Here is a 16473-nt window from a genome sequence, read left to right on the forward strand (position 1 = left end):
GCTTTACCTCAAATAGCTGCGCGCAGGGCTTCACGGATCAGCGTTTCACAATCTGCATCCGGGCGGCCGACTTTGCCGATCATCCGGCTGGCTTCCTGAGGTTTATACCCCAGCGACACCAGTGCGGCAACGGCTTCCTCTTCCGCGCTGTTGCCTGCGGCAGGCGCCTGCACTTCGCTGGTCAGCGCGAAAGGCGCATCGGCGGCAAACAGGTCGCCATGCATCCCTTTAAAGCGGTCTTTCATTTCGACCACCAGACGCTCGGCGGTCTTTTTGCCCACGCCCGGCAGCTTCACCAGCGAGGCGATCTCTTCGCGCTCTACGGCCGTAACAAACTGCTGCGCCGACATGCCGGACAGGATCGCCAGCGCCAGCTTTGGCCCAACGCCGTTAACCTTGATCAGCTCGCGAAACAGCGCTCTCTCCTGACGGCTGTTGAAACCGAACAGCAGCTGCGCGTCCTCGCGCACCACAAAGTGGGTGAACAGCGTTGCTTCGTGATCCAGCTCGGGAAGCTCATAAAAACAGGTCATCGGCATATGCACTTCATAACCCACGCCGCCGACTTCCAACAGCACCAGCGGCGGCTGTTTTTCCAGAATCTTGCCTCTCAGACGACCTATCACCGTAAGCTTCCTTCAGAAATGTGTTAATGCGGGGATTTATATCATAAAAAAAGCTGGATAGATATCCAGCTTATCAGGAACGCAGGCGACCGCGCGCCAGGTTGAGTTTGCCTTCGCCCAGCCGGTTAATATTCTGGCTGAGATGGCAGTGGGTGATGGCGATAGCCAGCGCATCTGCCGCATCCGCCTGCGGGCTGGCGGAGAGCTTCAGCAGCGTTTTCACCATATGCTGCACCTGGCTTTTCTCTGCGCTGCCGATGCCGACCACGGTTTGCTTGACCTGACGCGCCGCGTATTCGAACACCGGCAGATCGTGATTGACCGCCGCCACGATGGCCGCGCCGCGAGCCTGTCCCAGCTTCAGCGCCGAATCGGCGTTTTTCGCCATAAAGACCTGCTCAATGGCGAAGTATTCCGGCTGAAACTGGGTAATGATCTCGCTGACGCCCGCATAAATCAGCTTCAGGCGGGACGGCAGATCGGTCGAATTGGTGCGGATGCAGCCGCTGCCCAGGTAGGTCAACTGGCGACCTACCTGACGGATAATACCGTAGCCGGTTATCCGCGAGCCGGGATCGATACCTAAAATGATCGCCATTACGCCTCTCCCGGCCGTTGCGTGAAGTGCGCCATTACAGCGTTGCCGCGACCTCGTCGGAGATCTCGCCGTTATGGTAAACTTCCTGCACGTCGTCGCAATCTTCCAGCATATCGATCAGGCGTAGCAGCTTCGGCGCCGTTTCCGCATCCATATCCGCTTTGGTGGAAGGGATCATGGTGACTTCGGCGCTGTCGGCAGTCAGGCCCGCTGCGGCCAGCGCGTCTTTCACTTCGCCCAGCGATTCCCACGCGGTAAAGACATCCATCGCGCCGTCGTCATAGGTCACCACGTCGTCCGCACCCGCTTCCAGCGCGGCATCCATCAGGGTGTCTTCTTCCAGACCCGGAGCGAAAGAGATCACGCCTTTGCGGGTAAACAGATAGGCCACGGAGCCGTCGGTGCCCAGGTTGCCACCGGTTTTGGTGAAGGCGTGACGCACTTCGGAAACGGTACGGTTGCGGTTGTCGCTCAGGCATTCCACCATCACCGCCGTGCCGCCAGGACCATAGCCTTCATAGATGATGGTTTCCATGTTGCTGTCGTCTTCGCCGCCCACGCCGCGCGCGATAGCACGGTTCATGGTATCGCGCGTCATGTTGTTGGACAGCGCCTTATCCATTGCCGCGCGCAGGCGCGGGTTAGAACCCGGATCGCCACCGCCCAGCTTAGCTGCCGTAACCAGCTCGCGGATAATTTTGGTGAAAATTTTACCGCGTTTGGCATCCTGAGCCGCTTTACGGTGCTTGGTGTTAGCCCATTTACTGTGACCAGCCATTAACTCTTTCTCCAGATATAGATCGGACAGGCTATCCTGCGCGTGATGTTGTCCGCTGGCAGTGTCCGCAGTCCTCACGGACGCATGCCGGCAGCGAACAAACTCACCGCGCCGATAAAAGCCTGAACATTTAACTAATTCCATCCCTTTACCCGGCCATTAGCCAGAAGCCAGGGAGCTAAACTACAAATTCTTCAATGGCCTGGCGGTTGCTCCAGGACTTGCACAGCGCCGCACCTTCTGCGGCCGCCATCCAGCGCCAGGCCAGATGCTCGCTTAGCGTGACCGGCTGTTCGGCAGGCAGCGCCAGATAAAACCAGTGTTCGCTGTTATGCGTGACCTCCGGCGCGTAGCGGTGGCGAAAATGCGCAAAGATTTCGAATTCTATCCGACGCCGGCAGTCCACTAATGTGAGCTGCCCGGCGTTGATATCAATCCCTGTTTCTTCCAGCACTTCCCGCCGCGCGGTTTCCGCCAGGCTTTCGCCCTCTTCCTGACTGCCGGTAACGGATTGCCAGAAATCCGGATCGTCGCGCCGTTGCAGCATCAGCACCCGCCCGGTATCGCGGGCGAAGATCACCACCAGAACCGATACGGGCCGCTTGAAAGCCATCTTAGTTGCTCTCAGGCTTATCCTTTTTTATCACCTGGATCCCCAGCTCCGTCAGCGAAGCCGGATTGGCGAAGCTTGGCGCTTCGGTCATCAGGCAGGCCGCCGCCGTGGTTTTCGGGAAGGCGATAACGTCGCGGATGTTGTCGGTGCCGGTTAACAGCATAACCAGACGATCCAGACCAAAGGCTAAACCAGCGTGCGGCGGCGTACCGAACTTCAGCGCATCCAGCAGGAAGCCGAACTTCTCACGCTGCTCCTGCTCGGTGATGCCCAGAATGCCGAATACCGTCTGCTGCATGTCGCCACGGTGAATACGCACCGAGCCGCCGCCCACTTCGTAGCCGTTGATCACCATGTCATAGGCGTTGGCGATCGCCGTTTCCGGCGCGTTTTTCAGATCGATTGGTGTCATGTCGCGCGGCGCGGTGAACGGATGGTGCATCGCAGTCAGCCCGCCTTCGCCGTCGTCTTCAAACATTGGGAAGTCAACGACCCACAGCGGCGCCCAGGCGTTGCCGTTGGTAATATCCAGGTCGCGACCCAGCTTCAGGCGCAGCGCGCCCAGCGCGTCGGCCACGATTTTCTCGCTGTCCGCGCCAAAGAAGATCGCGTCGCCGTCAGCGGCCTCGGTACGGCTCAGGATCGCTTCCACGATGTCCGCGTTCAGGAACTTGGCGACCGGGCTGCTGACGCCTTCCAGACCTTTGGCGCGTTCGTTGACTTTCATCCACGCCAGGCCTTTCGCGCCGTAGATTTCGACAAACTTGCCGTATTCATCAATCTGCTTGCGGCTGAGCTGAGCACCGCCCGGCACGCGCAGCGCGGCGACGCGGCCTTTGGCATCGTTGGCCGGGCCGGAGAAGACCTTGAACTCTACATCTTTCAGCAGATCGGCCACGTCCACCAGCTCCATCGGGTTACGCAGATCCGGCTTGTCGGAACCGTAACGGCGCATTGCTTCGGCGAAGGTCATCATCGGGAAATCGCCCAGTTCGACGCCTTTCACGTCCTGCCACAGCTCGCGCACCATTTTCTCCATGATTTCCCGCACCTGTGGCGCGGTCATAAAGGAGGTTTCGACGTCGATCTGGGTAAATTCAGGCTGGCGGTCGGCGCGCAGATCTTCATCGCGGAAGCATTTGACGATCTGATAGTAGCGGTCGAAGCCGGACATCATCAGCAGCTGCTTGAACAGCTGAGGCGACTGCGGCAGCGCATAGAATTTGCCTTTGTGCACGCGGCTCGGCACCAGATAGTCGCGCGCGCCTTCCGGCGTGGCTTTGGTCAGCATCGGCGTTTCGATATCCAGAAAGCCGTTGTCGTCCATAAAGCGGCGCACGAAGCTGGTGATTTTCGCGCGGGCCTTCAGGCGCTGCGCCATATCCGGACGACGCAGATCCAGATAGCGATATTTCAGGCGCGCTTCTTCGCTGTTGGTCTGATTGGGATCCAGTGGCAGCGGCTCGGCGCGGTTGATAATGGTCAGATCGGTGGCGAACACTTCTACTTCGCCCGTTGCCATCTCGCTGTTTTTGTTTTTTTCGTCACGCGCACGCACGGTGCCGATCAGCTGGATACAGAACTCGTTACGCAGTTCAGAGGCCAGCTGAAAGGCTTCCTGGCGATCGGGATCGAAAAAGACCTGCACGATGCCTTCACGGTCGCGCATATCGATGAAGATCAGGCTGCCCAGATCGCGGCGGCGGTTAACCCATCCGCAAAGTGTCACCTGTTGGCCTACGTGAGACAGGTTGATCTGTCCGCAATACTCGGTACGCATAACGCTATCCTTTTAACTTCGCCGCTCGCGGGCAGCATCTTTAGTTATCTGTTCGGGGCGATGCCGCCGCGAAAAAGGCGGCTATTATAATGGAAAAAGCCCGGCGCGATAAGAGTCGCTTCCTGCAAGCTATGCCGAAAGTCGCTACAATTAGCCTGCGCCTCACAAAAGCTAACAAATTTCCCGCGTCTCTGACATTGTTGTTATCGCGCATTAAGGCTGACTGCCTGTATTCTCAACGGTTTTCCCCAAACACCCGGAGCAAGTATGTTGGAATTAAACGCTGCAACCACCGCGCTGGTGCTGATCGATTTGCAGGAAGGCATTCTGCCTTTCGCTGGCGGCCCTTATAAGGCAGAAGACGTGGTGGCCCGTTCGGCAAAGCTGGCCGATAAATTCCGCGCCGTCAATGCGCCCGTCGTGCTGGTGCGCGTGGGCTGGGCAAAAGATTTCGGCGACGCGCCGAAGCAGGTAGTTGATAACAGCCACGGCGGCCCGCTGCCGGAAAACTGGTGGGACTGGCCGACAGCCCTGGGCAAACAGGACAGCGATATTGAAGTGATCAAACATCAGTGGGGCGCGTTTTACGGCACCGATCTGGAGCTGCAGCTGCGTCGTCGCGGTATTGATACTATTGTGCTGGGCGGCATCTCGACCAATATCGGCGTGGAATCTACCGCCCGTAACGCCTGGGAGCTGGGCTTTAACCTGATCGTCGCGGAAGATATCTGTAGCGCGGGCAGCAGCGAAGAGCACAACGGCAGCTTTAAGCATATTTTCCCCCGTCTGGGTCGTGTACGCACCTCAGACGAGATTATGGCCGCGCTGTAATTTTCCCCGCGATCGCAGGGAAGCGATCGTTATCGTCGGCATGATAAGAGAGGAGCGATGAAACCTTTTTATCTGGGTCTGCCGCAGTGGCAGCATCCGCAATGGAAAAAGTTGGGCATGGAAACCCTTGCCGACTACGCGCGTTATTTTAACTGTGTGGAAGGCAATACAACGCTCTACGCGCTGCCGCGCCCTGAGATCGTCCAGCGCTGGTACGATATGACCCATGACGATTTCCGCTTCTGCTTTAAGTTTCCTGCCACCATCAGCCACAAGGCCGCGCTGCGCGACAGCGGCGATCTGACCGCCGAATTTTTCAGCCTGCTGACGCCGCTCGCCTCCCGCATCGGTCAGTACTGGCTGCAATTGCCCTCCGCGTTTTCGCCGGCGGATCTCCCGGCGCTTTGGGCCTTTCTTGACGGCCTGCCGAAAAGCTTCAGCTACGGCGTGGAAGTGCGTCATCCGGAATTTTTTGCCAAGGGCGAGGCTGAAAAAGCCCTGAACGCGGGGCTGCATCAGCGCGGCGTGAATCGGGTGATCCTGGATACGCGCGGCGTCCATTCCGCCATACCCAGCAATCCGGCCATTATTGACGCGCAGCGCAAAAAACCGCACCTGCCGGTGCATGCGGTGATGACAGCCGACCAGCCAATGATCCGTTTTATCGGCGGCGACGAGGTAAGCGCCAACCTGAAATGGTTTGCAGCCTGGCAAAACAAGCTGCCGCAGTGGTGCGAACAGGGCCAGCCGTGGCTGTTTATTCATACGCCTGACGTGGCCTTTGCGCCGGCGATGGTGCAGAGCCTGTGGGGGGCGTTGCGCCAGGCGGTGCCCGATATCGGCGAGCCGCCGGACTGGCCGCAGCAGGACAGTCTGTTCTGATCCCGGGCGACGCTGCACATATGCTGACAGCTGCTCTTTTCACCGCTATGATGGCGCCAGAAATTTTCGACCGGGTGGAGTAAGGATGGTCAGCGCGCTGTATGTAGTGCTGGGAGCACTGTTTATTATCAAGTTTTCTTTTGACGTAGTGCGGCTGCGTCGCCAGTATCACGTGGCGCACGGCGACGGCGGCTTTTATGAATTGCAGACCGCCATTCGTATTCACGGCAACGCCGTAGAGTATATTCCGCTCGCCCTGCTGCTGCTGGTGATTATGGAAATGAACGGCGCGGAAATGTGGATGCTGCACCTGACCGGCCTCTTCTTTTTCCTGGGCCGCGCGCTGCACAGCTACGGTATGCGCACCAGCACGCTGCTGTGGCGGAAAAACGGTATGATCCTGACGCTGGCATCGCTGCTGGGCATGATCGTGCTTAACCTTGTTTTTCTGCCCTGGGATTTGGTTTTCACGCTGGGCTGAGGCGGAAAAGGTGCAGCCCGCGCCGCTTTCTGCCAGAATACGCCCTTTCCGTTTTTGTTCCGGACTTACCACTATGTCTAACCGCGATACGCTGTTCTCCGCGCCGATTGCCAAACTGGGCGACTGGACGTTTGACGAGCGCGTGGCCGAAGTTTTTCCCGATATGATCCAGCGCTCCGTGCCTGGCTATTCCAATATTATTTCGATGATCGGGATGCTGGCCGAGCGTTTTGTACAGCCGCACAGCCAGGTTTACGATCTGGGCTGCTCGCTGGGCGCCGCCACCCTTTCGGTGCGCCGCAATATCAAAGCCGAAGGCTGCAAAATTATCTCCGTTGATAACTCGCCCGCGATGGTGGAGCGCTGCCGCCGTCATATCGACGCTTTCCGCGCCGACACGCCGGTCGAGGTGATTGAGGCCGATATTCGCGCCGTTCCGATTGAAAACGCCTCGCTGGTGGTGCTGAACTTTACGCTGCAGTTTTTAGAGCCTGCCGAGCGGCAGAGCCTGCTGAATACCATCTGGCAAGGCCTGCGTCCCGGCGGCGCACTGGTGCTTTCCGAAAAATTCAGCTTCGCCGACGCCAGCGTGGGCGAACTGCTGTTCAATATGCATCATGACTTCAAGCGGGCTAACGGCTACAGCGAACTGGAGATCAGCCAGAAGCGCAGTATGCTGGAAAACGTTATGCTGACCGACAGCGTGGAAACGCACAAAGAGCGCCTGCGCCTGGCCGGTTTTGAGCATGCCGAACTCTGGTTCCAGTGCTTTAATTTTGGCTCGTTAATTGCGCTTAAGGCTGGGACGGACTGATGGATTTCGGTAATTTTTATCAGCTGATCGCCAAAAGCCCGCTGTCGCACTGGCTGGAAACGCTGCCTGCACAGATTGCCGCCTGGCAGCGCGAACAGCTGCACGGGCATTTTAAAAACTGGGATCGCTCGGTTGAGCATCTGCCGACCATCGTGCCGGAAACGTTGGATCTGCTGCACGGTGTCACCGCCGACAGCAGCCAGCTCAGCGAGCGCCAGCGCGGCGGTATCGAAAGCCTGCTGCGTAATCTGATGCCGTGGCGCAAAGGCCCCTACTCGCTGTATGGCGTGCATATTAATACCGAATGGCGCTCCGACTGGAAATGGGACCGCGTGCTGCCGCATATTTCCCCGCTGGCGGGCCGAACCGTGCTGGACGTCGGCTGCGGCAGCGGCTATCACATGTGGCGCATGGTTGGTGCGGGCGCAAATCTGGTGGTGGGCATCGATCCGATGCAGCTGTTTATCTGCCAGTTCGAGGCCGTGCGCAAGCTGCTGGGCAACGATCAGCGCGCGCACGTGCTGCCGCTCGGCATCGAGCAGCTGCCGGAGCTGAAAGCGTTTGATACGGTTTTTTCGATGGGCGTGCTCTATCATCGCCGCTCGCCGCTGGATCACCTTTATCAGCTGAAGAACCAGCTGGTCAGCGGCGGCGAGCTGGTGCTGGAAACCCTGGTGGTCGAAGGCGACGAGCACGCGGTGCTGGTGCCGGGCGAACGCTATGCGCAGATGCGCAACGTCTATTTTATTCCCTCTACCGGCGCGCTGAAAAACTGGCTGGAGAAATGCGGCTTTGTTGACGTGAAGATCGCGGACTATTCCGTGACGTCGACGGAAGAGCAGCGCCGCACCGACTGGATGACCAGCGAATCGCTGGCGGAGTTTCTGGATCCCAACGACAGCAGCAAAACCGTCGAAGGCTATCCGGCGCCGCTGCGTGCCGTTTTGGTGGCGCGCAAGCCTTAGCACGACCGGCGTCGCCGTGGGCGTAAAGCCTTGGCTTTACTCGTGGCTCATAACTGCCAGCTTTAGCTACCCGTGCGGCTGACGCGGTGCGCAAGCTTCGGGCATAAGCGGCCTGACTGATAGCCAGCCTTAGTTCGTCCGGCGCGGGTGGCTGCTGGTTTCAGCCTCGCTGTAGTAAATAAAGCCGGACGACCATTTTCGCGCAGGGACGCGCGAAAAGTGCGTTCATTATCCGTGCTTTCCCCCTTCCCCGGCAGGTCTTAACGCTTCGCCAGCGCCAGCTTTGCGGCAAAGCCGATAAAGACGCAGCCGGTCAGGCGATCCATGATTTTTATCACCGCCGGCTTACGCAGCTTTTCCGCAAAGTAATGCGTGCAGGCGATCAGCATCCCGTTCCACAACGTGCCGACGACCACGTGGGTAAAGGCCATGCCGATACTCCAGAGCGCCACCGAGCCACCAGCAGGAATAAATTGCGGCAAAAACGAGACGTAGAAGATGCCGACCTTAGGGTTAAGCAAATTGCCTAAAAAACCACGCATAAATACGCGGCGATAGCCGTCCTGCTTAGCCTGCGGCAGAGCGTCCTGGAAGGCGCTGCGCGGTTTTAACAGTAGCCCCACGCCGAGCCATAGCAGATACGCCGCGCCCGCCAGCCTTAAAATGTTATAGGCCACTTCCGATGCCAGAAGCAGTGCGCCAAGCCCCACGCCCACCGCAGTGCCCCACGTCATACAGCCGGCATTGACGCCCATGCTGGTCGCCAGCGCTTTTTTCCAGCCGCTGGCGGCGGACGTACGCAGGATCAATGCCGTATCGAAACCCGGCGTCATGGTCAGCAGCGTAATGGCGAACAGAAAGGTTAATAACGAGGTCATACTGATTTCCCTGGAAAGGAAAAAAAGTTTAGCGATTACGCGGCTGATTGCCTACTACCAATTTTCGTTATGTCACATTTCCATCCCCCTTTTTGCGTTAAAAGGTCTACGGTTGAACCTGTACGACTTTTATTTCACCAAAAGGAGTTCCCATGAGTAAGTTCGTATTCTCTTCACCGCGCAAGTACGTTCAGGGCGCTGGCGTCATGGCTCAGCTGGGCGACTACGTAGCGGAACTGGGCAATAAAGCTTTTGTGGTGGCGGATGAAATCGTCTGGAAACTGACGGGCAAGACGGTGCAGGATGCTTTGCAGCAGCGCAACGTCGAGTTTCATTATCAGCAGTTCAACGGCGAGGCTTCCGGCAATGAGATCGCTCGCCTTACGGCGCTGGCGAAAGAGGCCGATGCGCAGCTGGTGATCGGCGTAGGCGGCGGCAAAACGTTGGATACGGTTAAAGCAGTGGCCGACGAGCTGAAGCGGCCGGTGGTGATTGTACCGACTATCGCCTCGACGGATGCGCCGTGCAGCGCGCTTTCCGTGATCTACTCCGACAGCGGCGTATTCGAAAGCTACCGCTTCTATAACAAAAACCCGGATCTGGTGCTGGTGGATACGCAGGTCTGCGCCCAGGCGCCGGTCAGGCTGTTCGCTTCCGGCATCGCTGATGGTCTGGCGACCTTTGTCGAAGCGCAGGCGGTCAAACGTTCGCACAGCAAATCCATGGTGGATGGCGATCCGACGATTGCAGGTATGGCGATTGCCGAAGCCTGCGAAAAAACGCTGCTGACCTGGGGATACAGCGCTTATCAGGCGGTAGAGAAAAAAGTGGTTACGCCAGCCGTAGAGGCGGTAGTGGAAGCCAATACGCTGCTTTCCGGCCTGGGCTTTGAAAACGCAGGTTTAGCGGGCGCGCACGCTATCCATAACGGCTTTACCGCTATCGACGGCGACATCCACCATCTGACGCACGGTGAAAAGGTCGCCTACGGCACGCTGACGCAAATGGTGCTGGAGCAGCGGCCCGATGAAGAGATTGCGCGCTATGTCCGCTTTTATCGCGCGATAAAAATGCCGACCACGCTAAAAGAGATGCATCTGGAAAACGAAAGCTGGGAGAACCTGCTGAAAGTGGGCGAACTGGCTAACAGCGAAGGCGATACGCTGAAGAACCTTAACCCTAACCTTAGCGCGCAGGATATCGCCAGCGCTATCCTGGCAGTAGACGCTTTCAGCCAGACCGTGAAATAACAGCGTTTGGCGCGGGCGCTTATTTGTCCGCGCCTTCCGCTTTATCCCAGTATTCAAAGCGGTAAGCCGCGCTGATATTGCGCAGCACTTCACCGTGCGCAAAGACTTCTCTCTCATGCGAGTAGCTTAGCGTGCAGTTGCCCCGCTCGTCCCACAGCTGGCATTCATCCTGCGTGGTCAGCTCGCTGTCGGGGTTATGCGTTTGCATCAGTAGCCCCTTTTCCCGCTTTTTATCGTCATAGCTCCACTGCATTTCGCTGTTGCCCGAACGGCTGGCGATCAGCAGATTTTCCGCATTCCAGCTATAGTGAAACTCGCCGTTGGCCTGCGCGTCCGATCCTCTCGCCACGCTTTTTATCAGCCGCTGACGGCTGTCGTAGCTGTTAGTGGTTTCCGTAAAGCCCTTTTTGCCCTGCAACAGAAACGCCTCGGACGAGCTGGTAATGGTGCCCGTTTTACCGGTCAGATAGTTGACGGTTCCCTGTTTATTGCTGACTTCCACCAGCTTGCCCTTTTGCAGCACGAAGATCGACAGAACGTAGTCGGCCTGCCAGCCGGTGGCGACGCGCGTGACGCTTTGCACCATTCTGAGCGCGACGTTACCTTCGTTCTTGTCAAAGCTGATATCCGCCCGCAGCAGCGCGCCACAGCGATCGAACTCACCGAGAATGCGTTTTTGCTGGTCGACATCCTTACCAAACTCGCCCATTACAACCTGTTTTATCGGCCCTTTCGCGGTACCGCCCAGCAGCAGCAGGCTGTTGCTGTCGTTAACCCGTGCGGCGTTGGCGAGACAGGTATCTGCGCCCTGTGCCGCGCCCGCCAGTAGCATGAGCGGCAGCAGAAAAACGTTGGCGGTCATTATGACTTTCATCAGTGAACTCGCAGCAGCCAGAGATGTGTTCAGTGTAAGAGGAATTTCGGTTCTGCGGCAGAAAAAAAGCCTCACCAAAATGATGAGGCCTGGTACTTGCAAACATCACGTCGTTAACCTGGCGTGCTGTGCGGCAAAATCGGGGTCAGGCTACGCTTGCCGACGAGCCAAACGAGAGCGAGAGCGAGGCTTTCATGGCTTCCACCATATCGCCGTCAACGCAGGCGCGGCTGAACTCGTCCGTTTCCGCGACGGAAGTCATGGAAACACCGGCTTTACGGTAGCGCATTGCAGAGGCGATTCGCTGGCTGGCGGAGCTGTGTAGCTCACGCAATCCGGCTTCCACAAACTTATGCAGGTTGCTCATGCGGACGCCAGCGCCGGCCATAATGATTGGACCTTGGGTAAGCTGATTAAGTTCCCTTAATAAAGGTAAACCGCTTTCGGCGCTTTGTTGCTGGCCGGAAGTCAGGATGCGCGCCACGCCCAGGTCGGTAAGCTGCCGCAGCGCCGTCAGCGGGTTGTGACAGAGATCGAAAGCGCGGTGAAAGGTCACCTCCATGCCTGCGCAAAGCGCCATGACCTGCTTCATCCTGGCGATATCAATATGCCCGTCCACATCCAGTATGCCGACCACCACGCCCGGAAAACCAAGCTCGCGGATCCAGGCGACATCGTCTTTAATCTGACGAAACTCGTTGTCACTGAAGCAGAAATCACCGCCGCGCGGACGCACCAGGGGATGAACGGGTATGGACACGGTTTCGCGAGCCTGCAACAGGCTGCCAGCCGAAGGCGTTAATCCGCCTTCCGAAGGCGCAGCGCAAAGCTCCACCCGATCGGCGCCAGCGGTTTGCGCGGCCAGCGCGCAATCAATCCCATAGCAGCATACTTCCAGTTTTAACATTTCATTCTCCTGTTAATGACTGCCGGCTGGTTGTGTAAATCTGTTTCGCTGTTTAGTCTGCTTTCGAACATTAAAAATAATAGTAACGGGAATCACCAACATGACATGCACTTTCGACCAGCGTATCGATCGCCGTCACAGCGATAGTCTGAAATGGCAGAAATATGGCGGTCAGGATATTTTGCCGCTCTGGGTAGCAGATACCGATTTCCGCTCGCCGCAATGTGTGATTGACGCGCTTCAGCAGCGCGTGGCCCATGGTATTTTCGGCTATGGCACCACGCCGGATGAGCTGATTGCCGTCACCACGGCGCGAATGCTGGCGCGCTATCAGTGGAAAATCGATCCGGAATGGCTGGTTTTACTGCCGGGCGTGGTCAGCGGGCTGAATTTAGCGGTACGCGCTTTTACCGAGCCGCATCAAGGCACCGTCGCGCCCACGCCGATTTATCCGCCGTTCCGCTCTGCGGCGAAGCTGGCCGACCGCGCGCAGCTTAACGTGCCGCTAAAACTGCATGAGGGACGCTGGCTGGCGGATTTTGACGAGCTGTCACCCGCCATGACCGGCAACGAAAAACTGTTAATGCTGTGCAATCCGCAAAATCCCGGCGGCACGGTTTATCGTCGCGAGGAGCTGGAGGCACAGCTGCGCTTTGCGCAACGTCACGATCTGATCGTCTGCTCTGATGAAATTCACTGCGACCTGCTGCTGGAAGACGGCGTGCAGCATATTCCTTTTGGCAGTCTTAACGAAGACGCGCAGCGACGCTCCGTGACGCTGATTTCGCCCTCAAAGACGTTCAATATTGCCGGGCTGGGCGCTTCGCTGGCCATTATTCCCGATAAAGCGTTGCGCGCGCGTTTCAACAAAGCACGCCTGGGTATTGTGCCGCAACCGGATATCCTGGCGCTGGTCGCCGCGACGGCCGCCTGGCGAGACGGGCAGCCGTGGCTGGACGAGCAGCTGGCCTATCTTAAAACCTCAAGGGACTGGCTGACCGAGCGTGTCAACGCTATTGAGGGGCTTTCGCTGGCCCGCCCGGAGGCGACCTATCTGGCGTGGATTGACGCCAGCCAGCTTAATGTTGCCAGCCCGGCGCTGTTTTTTGAACGGCACGGGCTGGGCTTTTCCGCCGGGCGCGATTTTGGCGACGATAGCTTTGTACGCTTTAACTTTGGCTGCCCGCGCGATCTGATTGTGGAAGCGGTGCGACGGATGGAAAAAGCCGTGCGGACGTTACGACGCTAGCTCGCTCTCTACAATCTCTTTCAGGCTCCAGGGATGGAACTTGATCGTCACCTGGCCGTCGCTGACCGCGAGCGTCGGATTAGGCAGCCTTTCGCCCTCTCCTTTCGGCGCGCTATTTTTAATGGCTATCCCTGGTTTAGAGAGGCTCTCATCCGACAACAGCGCCAGCGCACGCACGCTCAGCTGCGCTTCATCGCCCGGCAGCACGATCTCAACGTGCTCCCAGCCTTCATGCCGATAGACTTTTTCACCGGGCCAGGGCAGCTCCACCATGCTGATTTGCCATGGCCCGACCCGTAATGGTTCATGCAGCTCAAACAGCGCGACCGGCCGTCCGCCTATCATCTTTTCTGAAAACAGCACGCCGTGCTGCAAAAAACCTTTTTTCCAGCGTTCCGCCGTCGCGACCTGATGGCAGCGTACGGCGATGTGATCGGCATGATGCGCAGCCAGATCCAGCCCGAGCCGCGTCGCCAGATGGTTAATTTTGTATAGAAACTCTCCAGAATCCTTAACTAAATCGTTTAATTCTTCCGCTACTTTACCTGAAAACATGCCTTCCTCTTTAAATTACTTTAAAAATATTAATCATTTTTATGCCATCACACCCCGTTTTCGGGCCAGCTTTCCTGATGAAGAAAAACGTAACAGCCCAGGATAGCTCGATAATTGCGGATTATTATCCTTTTCTTTAGTTAAATTTGGTTTAGTCCCAGCATATTATTTAGAAAATTTGGCTTAACTTAATGTTTTAATTTAGTTAAATTTATACAATGCGACTATTCTTAAATCCCGTTCGTCGACTCCAGGGTATTCTTATTTCTTATAGATTCGTTTCGCTTCTCACACAAGGAATAGCAAATGCTGATGTTAATACTTATTGCAGCGCTTATCGTTATGACGGGCTTTGCTCTGGTGAGGCACTGGAAGCTTCGTAACGAAAAGACGACTATCGCCAGCCCGCATCGCCCTCACCGTCGTCGCACCTGACCAGACAACCAGGAAGCAGCGCCCGCTGTTTCCTGTGCCCTCTCCTGTTTACACGCCTGGATAACTACAGCCTAAATGCAGTATACTTTTTCCCTTCTTTTTTAGCGGTAGCGAACAGCCACTCTGCTGTCCGACTCCGTTTAGTATGACGGCCTGGCCTCAGCGCGCAGGCGTTTTTGCATATAAAGGTAATCCGGTGAATATTCAGGCTCTTCTCTCAGATAAAGTCAGTCAGGCGATGATCGCGGCAGGGGCTCCGGCCGACTGCGAGCCGCAGGTGCGTCAGTCCGCTAAGGCACAGTTCGGCGATTACCAGGCAAACGGTATTATGGCCGTTGCGAAAAAACTGGGCAAGGCGCCGCGCCAGCTTGCTGAAGAGGTGCTGACCCATCTCGATCTACAGGGGATCGCCAGCAAGGTTGAAATCGCCGGACCGGGTTTTATCAATCTGTTTCTTGACGCCGACTGGCTTGCCGCCCAGGTAGACCGCGTTGTCGACGCGCCGCGCCTGGGCGTGTCACCGGTCGAACCGCAGACTATCGTTATCGACTACTCTGCGCCTAACGTCGCCAAAGAGATGCACGTTGGTCACGTTCGCTCCACCATCATTGGTGATGCGGCGGTGCGCACGCTCTCCTTCCTGGGCCACAACGTGATCCGCGCCAACCATGTGGGCGACTGGGGCACGCAGTTCGGGATGCTGATCGCTTACCTGGAAAAACAGCAGAACGAAGCCCATGAAGAGATCGCTTTATCCGATCTGGAAGCCTTCTACCGCGAAGCCAAGCGTACCTATGACGAAGATCCGGCTTTTGCCGAACGCGCGCGCGGCTACGTGGTAAAACTTCAGGGCGGCGATGAATACTGCCGTAAAATGTGGAAGCGTCTGGTGGACATCACCATGTCGCAGAACCAGAAAGTCTACGACCGCATGAACGTGACGCTGAGCCGCAAAGACGTCATGGGCGAAAGCCTGTACAACGATATGCTGCCGGGCATCGTTGCCGATCTGAAAGCCAAAGGCCTGGCGGTAGAAAGCGAAGGCGCTACCGTGGTTTTCCTGGACGAGTACAAAAATAAAGATGGCGAGCCGATGGGCGTTATCATCCAGAAAAAGGATGGCGGCTATCTTTATACCACCACCGATATCGCCTGCGCGAAATACCGTTATGAAACGCTTCATGCCGATCGCGTGCTCTACTATATCGATTCACGTCAGCACCAGCATCTACAGCAGGCGTGGACCATCGTGCGTAAAGCCGGTTATGTGCCGACGTCCGTGCCTTTAGAACACCATGCGTTTGGCATGATGCTGGGCAAGGACGGCAAGCCATTTAAAACCCGCGCGGGCGGCACCATCAAGCTTTCCGATCTGCTGGACGAAGCGGTCGAGCGCGCCACGAAGCTGGTTAGCGAGAAAAACCCGGATATGCCAGCCGACGAACTGGCGAAGCTTGCCAACACGGTGGGTATCGGCGCGGTCAAATATGCGGATCTTTCTAAAAGCCGCACCACGGATTATGTGTTTGACTGGGACAACATGCTGGCCTTTGAAGGCAACACCGCGCCGTATATGCAGTATGCCTATACGCGTGTGCTTTCCGTGTTCCGCAAGGCGGGCATTGAAGAATCCGCCGTCACGGGCAAAACCGTGATTGCTGAAGATCGCGAAGCGGCGCTGGCCGTACGCCTGCTGCAATTTGAAGAAACCATCACCCAGGTCGCGCGCGACGGCACGCCGCACGTGATGTGTGCTTACCTCTACGATCTGGCCGGTCTGTTCTCTGGTTTCTACGAGCACTGCCCGATCCTGTCTGCCGAAGACGAAGCGACGAAGCAGAGCCGCCTGAAGCTGGCGCTGCTGACCGCGAGAACCCTGAAGCAGGGTCTGGATACGCTGGGTATCGAAACCGTCGAAAGAATGTAACAGGCGATCCGCAAAGGGACGAGCTTTCGT

18 protein-coding genes are annotated in these 16473 nt (G+C 57.2%); 9 read left to right on the forward strand and 9 right to left on the reverse strand.

Annotated elements, in window-relative coordinates; genetic code table 11:
- Positions 1-8 precede the first annotated feature (8 nt).
- The 5 genes from ruvA to aspS all read right to left on the reverse strand — a co-directional run bounded on the left by ruvA (position 9) and on the right by aspS (position 4395).
- On the reverse strand, positions 9-626 hold the full coding sequence (gene ruvA / locus AB3U87_RS01400) for a Holliday junction branch migration protein RuvA (RefSeq protein ID WP_125287914.1): 618 nt from the start codon (positions 624-626) through the stop codon (positions 9-11).
- Between the two features lie 73 nt (positions 627-699).
- The gene (gene ruvC, locus AB3U87_RS01405; RefSeq protein ID WP_253460721.1) at positions 700-1224 is read right to left on the reverse strand and encodes a crossover junction endodeoxyribonuclease RuvC; all 525 of its coding nucleotides are present in this window, start codon (positions 1222-1224) and stop codon (positions 700-702) included.
- A 34-nt stretch (positions 1225-1258) separates the two neighbouring features.
- Positions 1259-2002, reverse strand: coding sequence for a YebC/PmpR family DNA-binding transcriptional regulator (locus tag AB3U87_RS01410; protein ID WP_253460718.1), 744 nt, complete (start codon positions 2000-2002; stop codon positions 1259-1261).
- A 178-nt stretch (positions 2003-2180) separates the two neighbouring features.
- Complete coding sequence (gene nudB / locus AB3U87_RS01415; RefSeq protein ID WP_253460715.1) at positions 2181-2615, reverse strand: dihydroneopterin triphosphate diphosphatase; 435 nt, start codon at positions 2613-2615, stop codon at positions 2181-2183.
- Position 2616: 1 nt separating this feature from the next.
- Positions 2617-4395 (reverse strand): aspartate--tRNA ligase, encoded by a 1779-nt coding sequence (aspS, locus tag AB3U87_RS01420; RefSeq protein WP_369894563.1) that lies wholly within the window; start codon positions 4393-4395, stop codon positions 2617-2619.
- 267 nt (positions 4396-4662) lie between these two features.
- Here aspS and AB3U87_RS01425 point away from each other — a divergent pair, with 267 nt between their 5' ends.
- The 5 genes from AB3U87_RS01425 (at position 4663) to cmoB (ending at position 8368) form a co-directional block, all read left to right on the forward strand.
- Complete coding sequence (locus AB3U87_RS01425) at positions 4663-5226, forward strand: hydrolase (RefSeq protein ID WP_301252217.1); 564 nt, start codon at positions 4663-4665, stop codon at positions 5224-5226.
- A 57-nt stretch (positions 5227-5283) separates the two neighbouring features.
- The gene (locus tag AB3U87_RS01430; RefSeq protein WP_301252219.1) at positions 5284-6108 is read left to right on the forward strand and encodes a DUF72 domain-containing protein; all 825 of its coding nucleotides are present in this window, start codon (positions 5284-5286) and stop codon (positions 6106-6108) included.
- 85 nt (positions 6109-6193) lie between these two features.
- Positions 6194-6589, forward strand: coding sequence for an MAPEG family protein (locus AB3U87_RS01435; RefSeq protein WP_253460703.1), 396 nt, complete (start codon positions 6194-6196; stop codon positions 6587-6589).
- A gap of 73 nt (positions 6590-6662) precedes the next feature.
- Entirely contained in the window at positions 6663-7403 is a 741-nt protein-coding gene (cmoA, locus tag AB3U87_RS01440) for a carboxy-S-adenosyl-L-methionine synthase CmoA (RefSeq protein ID WP_125287922.1), read from the forward strand.
- Positions 7400-8368, forward strand: coding sequence for a tRNA 5-methoxyuridine(34)/uridine 5-oxyacetic acid(34) synthase CmoB (gene cmoB, locus AB3U87_RS01445; RefSeq protein ID WP_253461296.1), 969 nt, complete (start codon positions 7400-7402; stop codon positions 8366-8368). The genes cmoA and cmoB overlap by 4 nt, the downstream gene beginning before the upstream one ends.
- 260 nt (positions 8369-8628) lie before the next feature.
- Here the strand turns inward: cmoB and AB3U87_RS01450 are convergent, their stop codons facing one another.
- Positions 8629-9246, reverse strand: a complete 618-nt coding sequence (locus tag AB3U87_RS01450; RefSeq protein ID WP_253460700.1) for a LysE family translocator — start codon at positions 9244-9246, stop codon at positions 8629-8631.
- Positions 9247-9398: 152 nt separating this feature from the next.
- Between AB3U87_RS01450 and AB3U87_RS01455 the strand changes: the two genes are divergently transcribed.
- Entirely contained in the window at positions 9399-10496 is a 1098-nt protein-coding gene (locus tag AB3U87_RS01455) for a glycerol dehydrogenase (RefSeq protein WP_301252222.1), read from the forward strand.
- Between the two features lie 19 nt (positions 10497-10515).
- On the opposite strand, the gene AB3U87_RS01460 is transcribed toward AB3U87_RS01455, so the two are convergent.
- Positions 10516-11358 carry a hypothetical protein gene (locus AB3U87_RS01460; RefSeq protein WP_394148152.1) on the reverse strand — a complete coding sequence of 281 codons (843 nt, stop codon included), beginning with the start codon at positions 11356-11358 and terminating at the stop codon, positions 10516-10518.
- Positions 11359-11515: 157 nt separating this feature from the next.
- Positions 11516-12277 (reverse strand): copper homeostasis protein CutC, encoded by a 762-nt coding sequence (gene cutC, locus AB3U87_RS01465; protein ID WP_253460691.1) that lies wholly within the window; start codon positions 12275-12277, stop codon positions 11516-11518.
- Between the two features lie 100 nt (positions 12278-12377).
- Here cutC and AB3U87_RS01470 point away from each other — a divergent pair, with 100 nt between their 5' ends.
- Positions 12378-13526, forward strand: coding sequence for a MalY/PatB family protein (locus AB3U87_RS01470; RefSeq protein WP_394148154.1), 1149 nt, complete (start codon positions 12378-12380; stop codon positions 13524-13526).
- Here AB3U87_RS01470 and AB3U87_RS01475 read toward each other — a convergent pair.
- The gene (locus tag AB3U87_RS01475; protein WP_253460685.1) at positions 13515-14081 is read right to left on the reverse strand and encodes a VOC family protein; all 567 of its coding nucleotides are present in this window, start codon (positions 14079-14081) and stop codon (positions 13515-13517) included. The two genes, AB3U87_RS01470 and AB3U87_RS01475, sit on opposite strands and share 12 nt — an antisense overlap.
- A 306-nt stretch (positions 14082-14387) precedes the next feature.
- Between AB3U87_RS01475 and AB3U87_RS01480 the strand changes: the two genes are divergently transcribed.
- Positions 14388-14516 carry a hypothetical protein gene (locus tag AB3U87_RS01480; RefSeq protein WP_301252226.1) on the forward strand — a complete coding sequence of 43 codons (129 nt, stop codon included), beginning with the start codon at positions 14388-14390 and terminating at the stop codon, positions 14514-14516.
- Between the two features lie 196 nt (positions 14517-14712).
- On the forward strand, positions 14713-16443 hold the full coding sequence (gene argS / locus AB3U87_RS01485) for an arginine--tRNA ligase (protein ID WP_301729436.1): 1731 nt from the start codon (positions 14713-14715) through the stop codon (positions 16441-16443).
- Positions 16444-16473: the final 30 nt, after the last annotated feature.

Origin of the sequence: Erwinia plantamica (assembly GCF_043420595.1) — a bacterium.
GTDB classification, from domain to species: domain Bacteria; phylum Pseudomonadota; class Gammaproteobacteria; order Enterobacterales; family Enterobacteriaceae; genus Erwinia; species Erwinia aeris.

Bases quoted from the DNA above. Each gene is read 5' to 3' on its own strand.
- ruvC (WP_253460721.1), bottom strand. From the start codon at position 1,224: ATGGCGATCATTTTAGGTATCGATCCCGGCTCGCGGATAACCGGCTAC.
- AB3U87_RS01410 (WP_253460718.1), bottom strand. From the start codon at position 2,002: ATGGCTGGTCACAGTAAATGGGCTAACACCAAGCACCGTAAAGCGGCT.
- nudB (WP_253460715.1), bottom strand. From the start codon at position 2,615: ATGGCTTTCAAGCGGCCCGTATCGGTTCTGGTGGTGATCTTCGCCCGC.
- aspS (WP_369894563.1), bottom strand. From the start codon at position 4,395: ATGCGTACCGAGTATTGCGGACAGATCAACCTGTCTCACGTAGGCCAA.
- AB3U87_RS01425 (WP_301252217.1), top strand. From the start codon at position 4,663: ATGTTGGAATTAAACGCTGCAACCACCGCGCTGGTGCTGATCGATTTG.
- AB3U87_RS01430 (WP_301252219.1), top strand. From the start codon at position 5,284: ATGAAACCTTTTTATCTGGGTCTGCCGCAGTGGCAGCATCCGCAATGG.
- AB3U87_RS01435 (WP_253460703.1), top strand. From the start codon at position 6,194: ATGGTCAGCGCGCTGTATGTAGTGCTGGGAGCACTGTTTATTATCAAG.
- cmoA (WP_125287922.1), top strand. From the start codon at position 6,663: ATGTCTAACCGCGATACGCTGTTCTCCGCGCCGATTGCCAAACTGGGC.
- AB3U87_RS01450 (WP_253460700.1), bottom strand. From the start codon at position 9,246: ATGACCTCGTTATTAACCTTTCTGTTCGCCATTACGCTGCTGACCATG.
- AB3U87_RS01455 (WP_301252222.1), top strand. From the start codon at position 9,399: ATGAGTAAGTTCGTATTCTCTTCACCGCGCAAGTACGTTCAGGGCGCT.
- AB3U87_RS01460 (WP_394148152.1), bottom strand. From the start codon at position 11,358: ATGACCGCCAACGTTTTTCTGCTGCCGCTCATGCTACTGGCGGGCGCG.
- cutC (WP_253460691.1), bottom strand. From the start codon at position 12,277: ATGTTAAAACTGGAAGTATGCTGCTATGGGATTGATTGCGCGCTGGCC.
- AB3U87_RS01470 (WP_394148154.1), top strand. From the start codon at position 12,378: ATGACATGCACTTTCGACCAGCGTATCGATCGCCGTCACAGCGATAGT.
- AB3U87_RS01475 (WP_253460685.1), bottom strand. From the start codon at position 14,081: ATGTTTTCAGGTAAAGTAGCGGAAGAATTAAACGATTTAGTTAAGGAT.
- AB3U87_RS01480 (WP_301252226.1), top strand. From the start codon at position 14,388: ATGCTGATGTTAATACTTATTGCAGCGCTTATCGTTATGACGGGCTTT.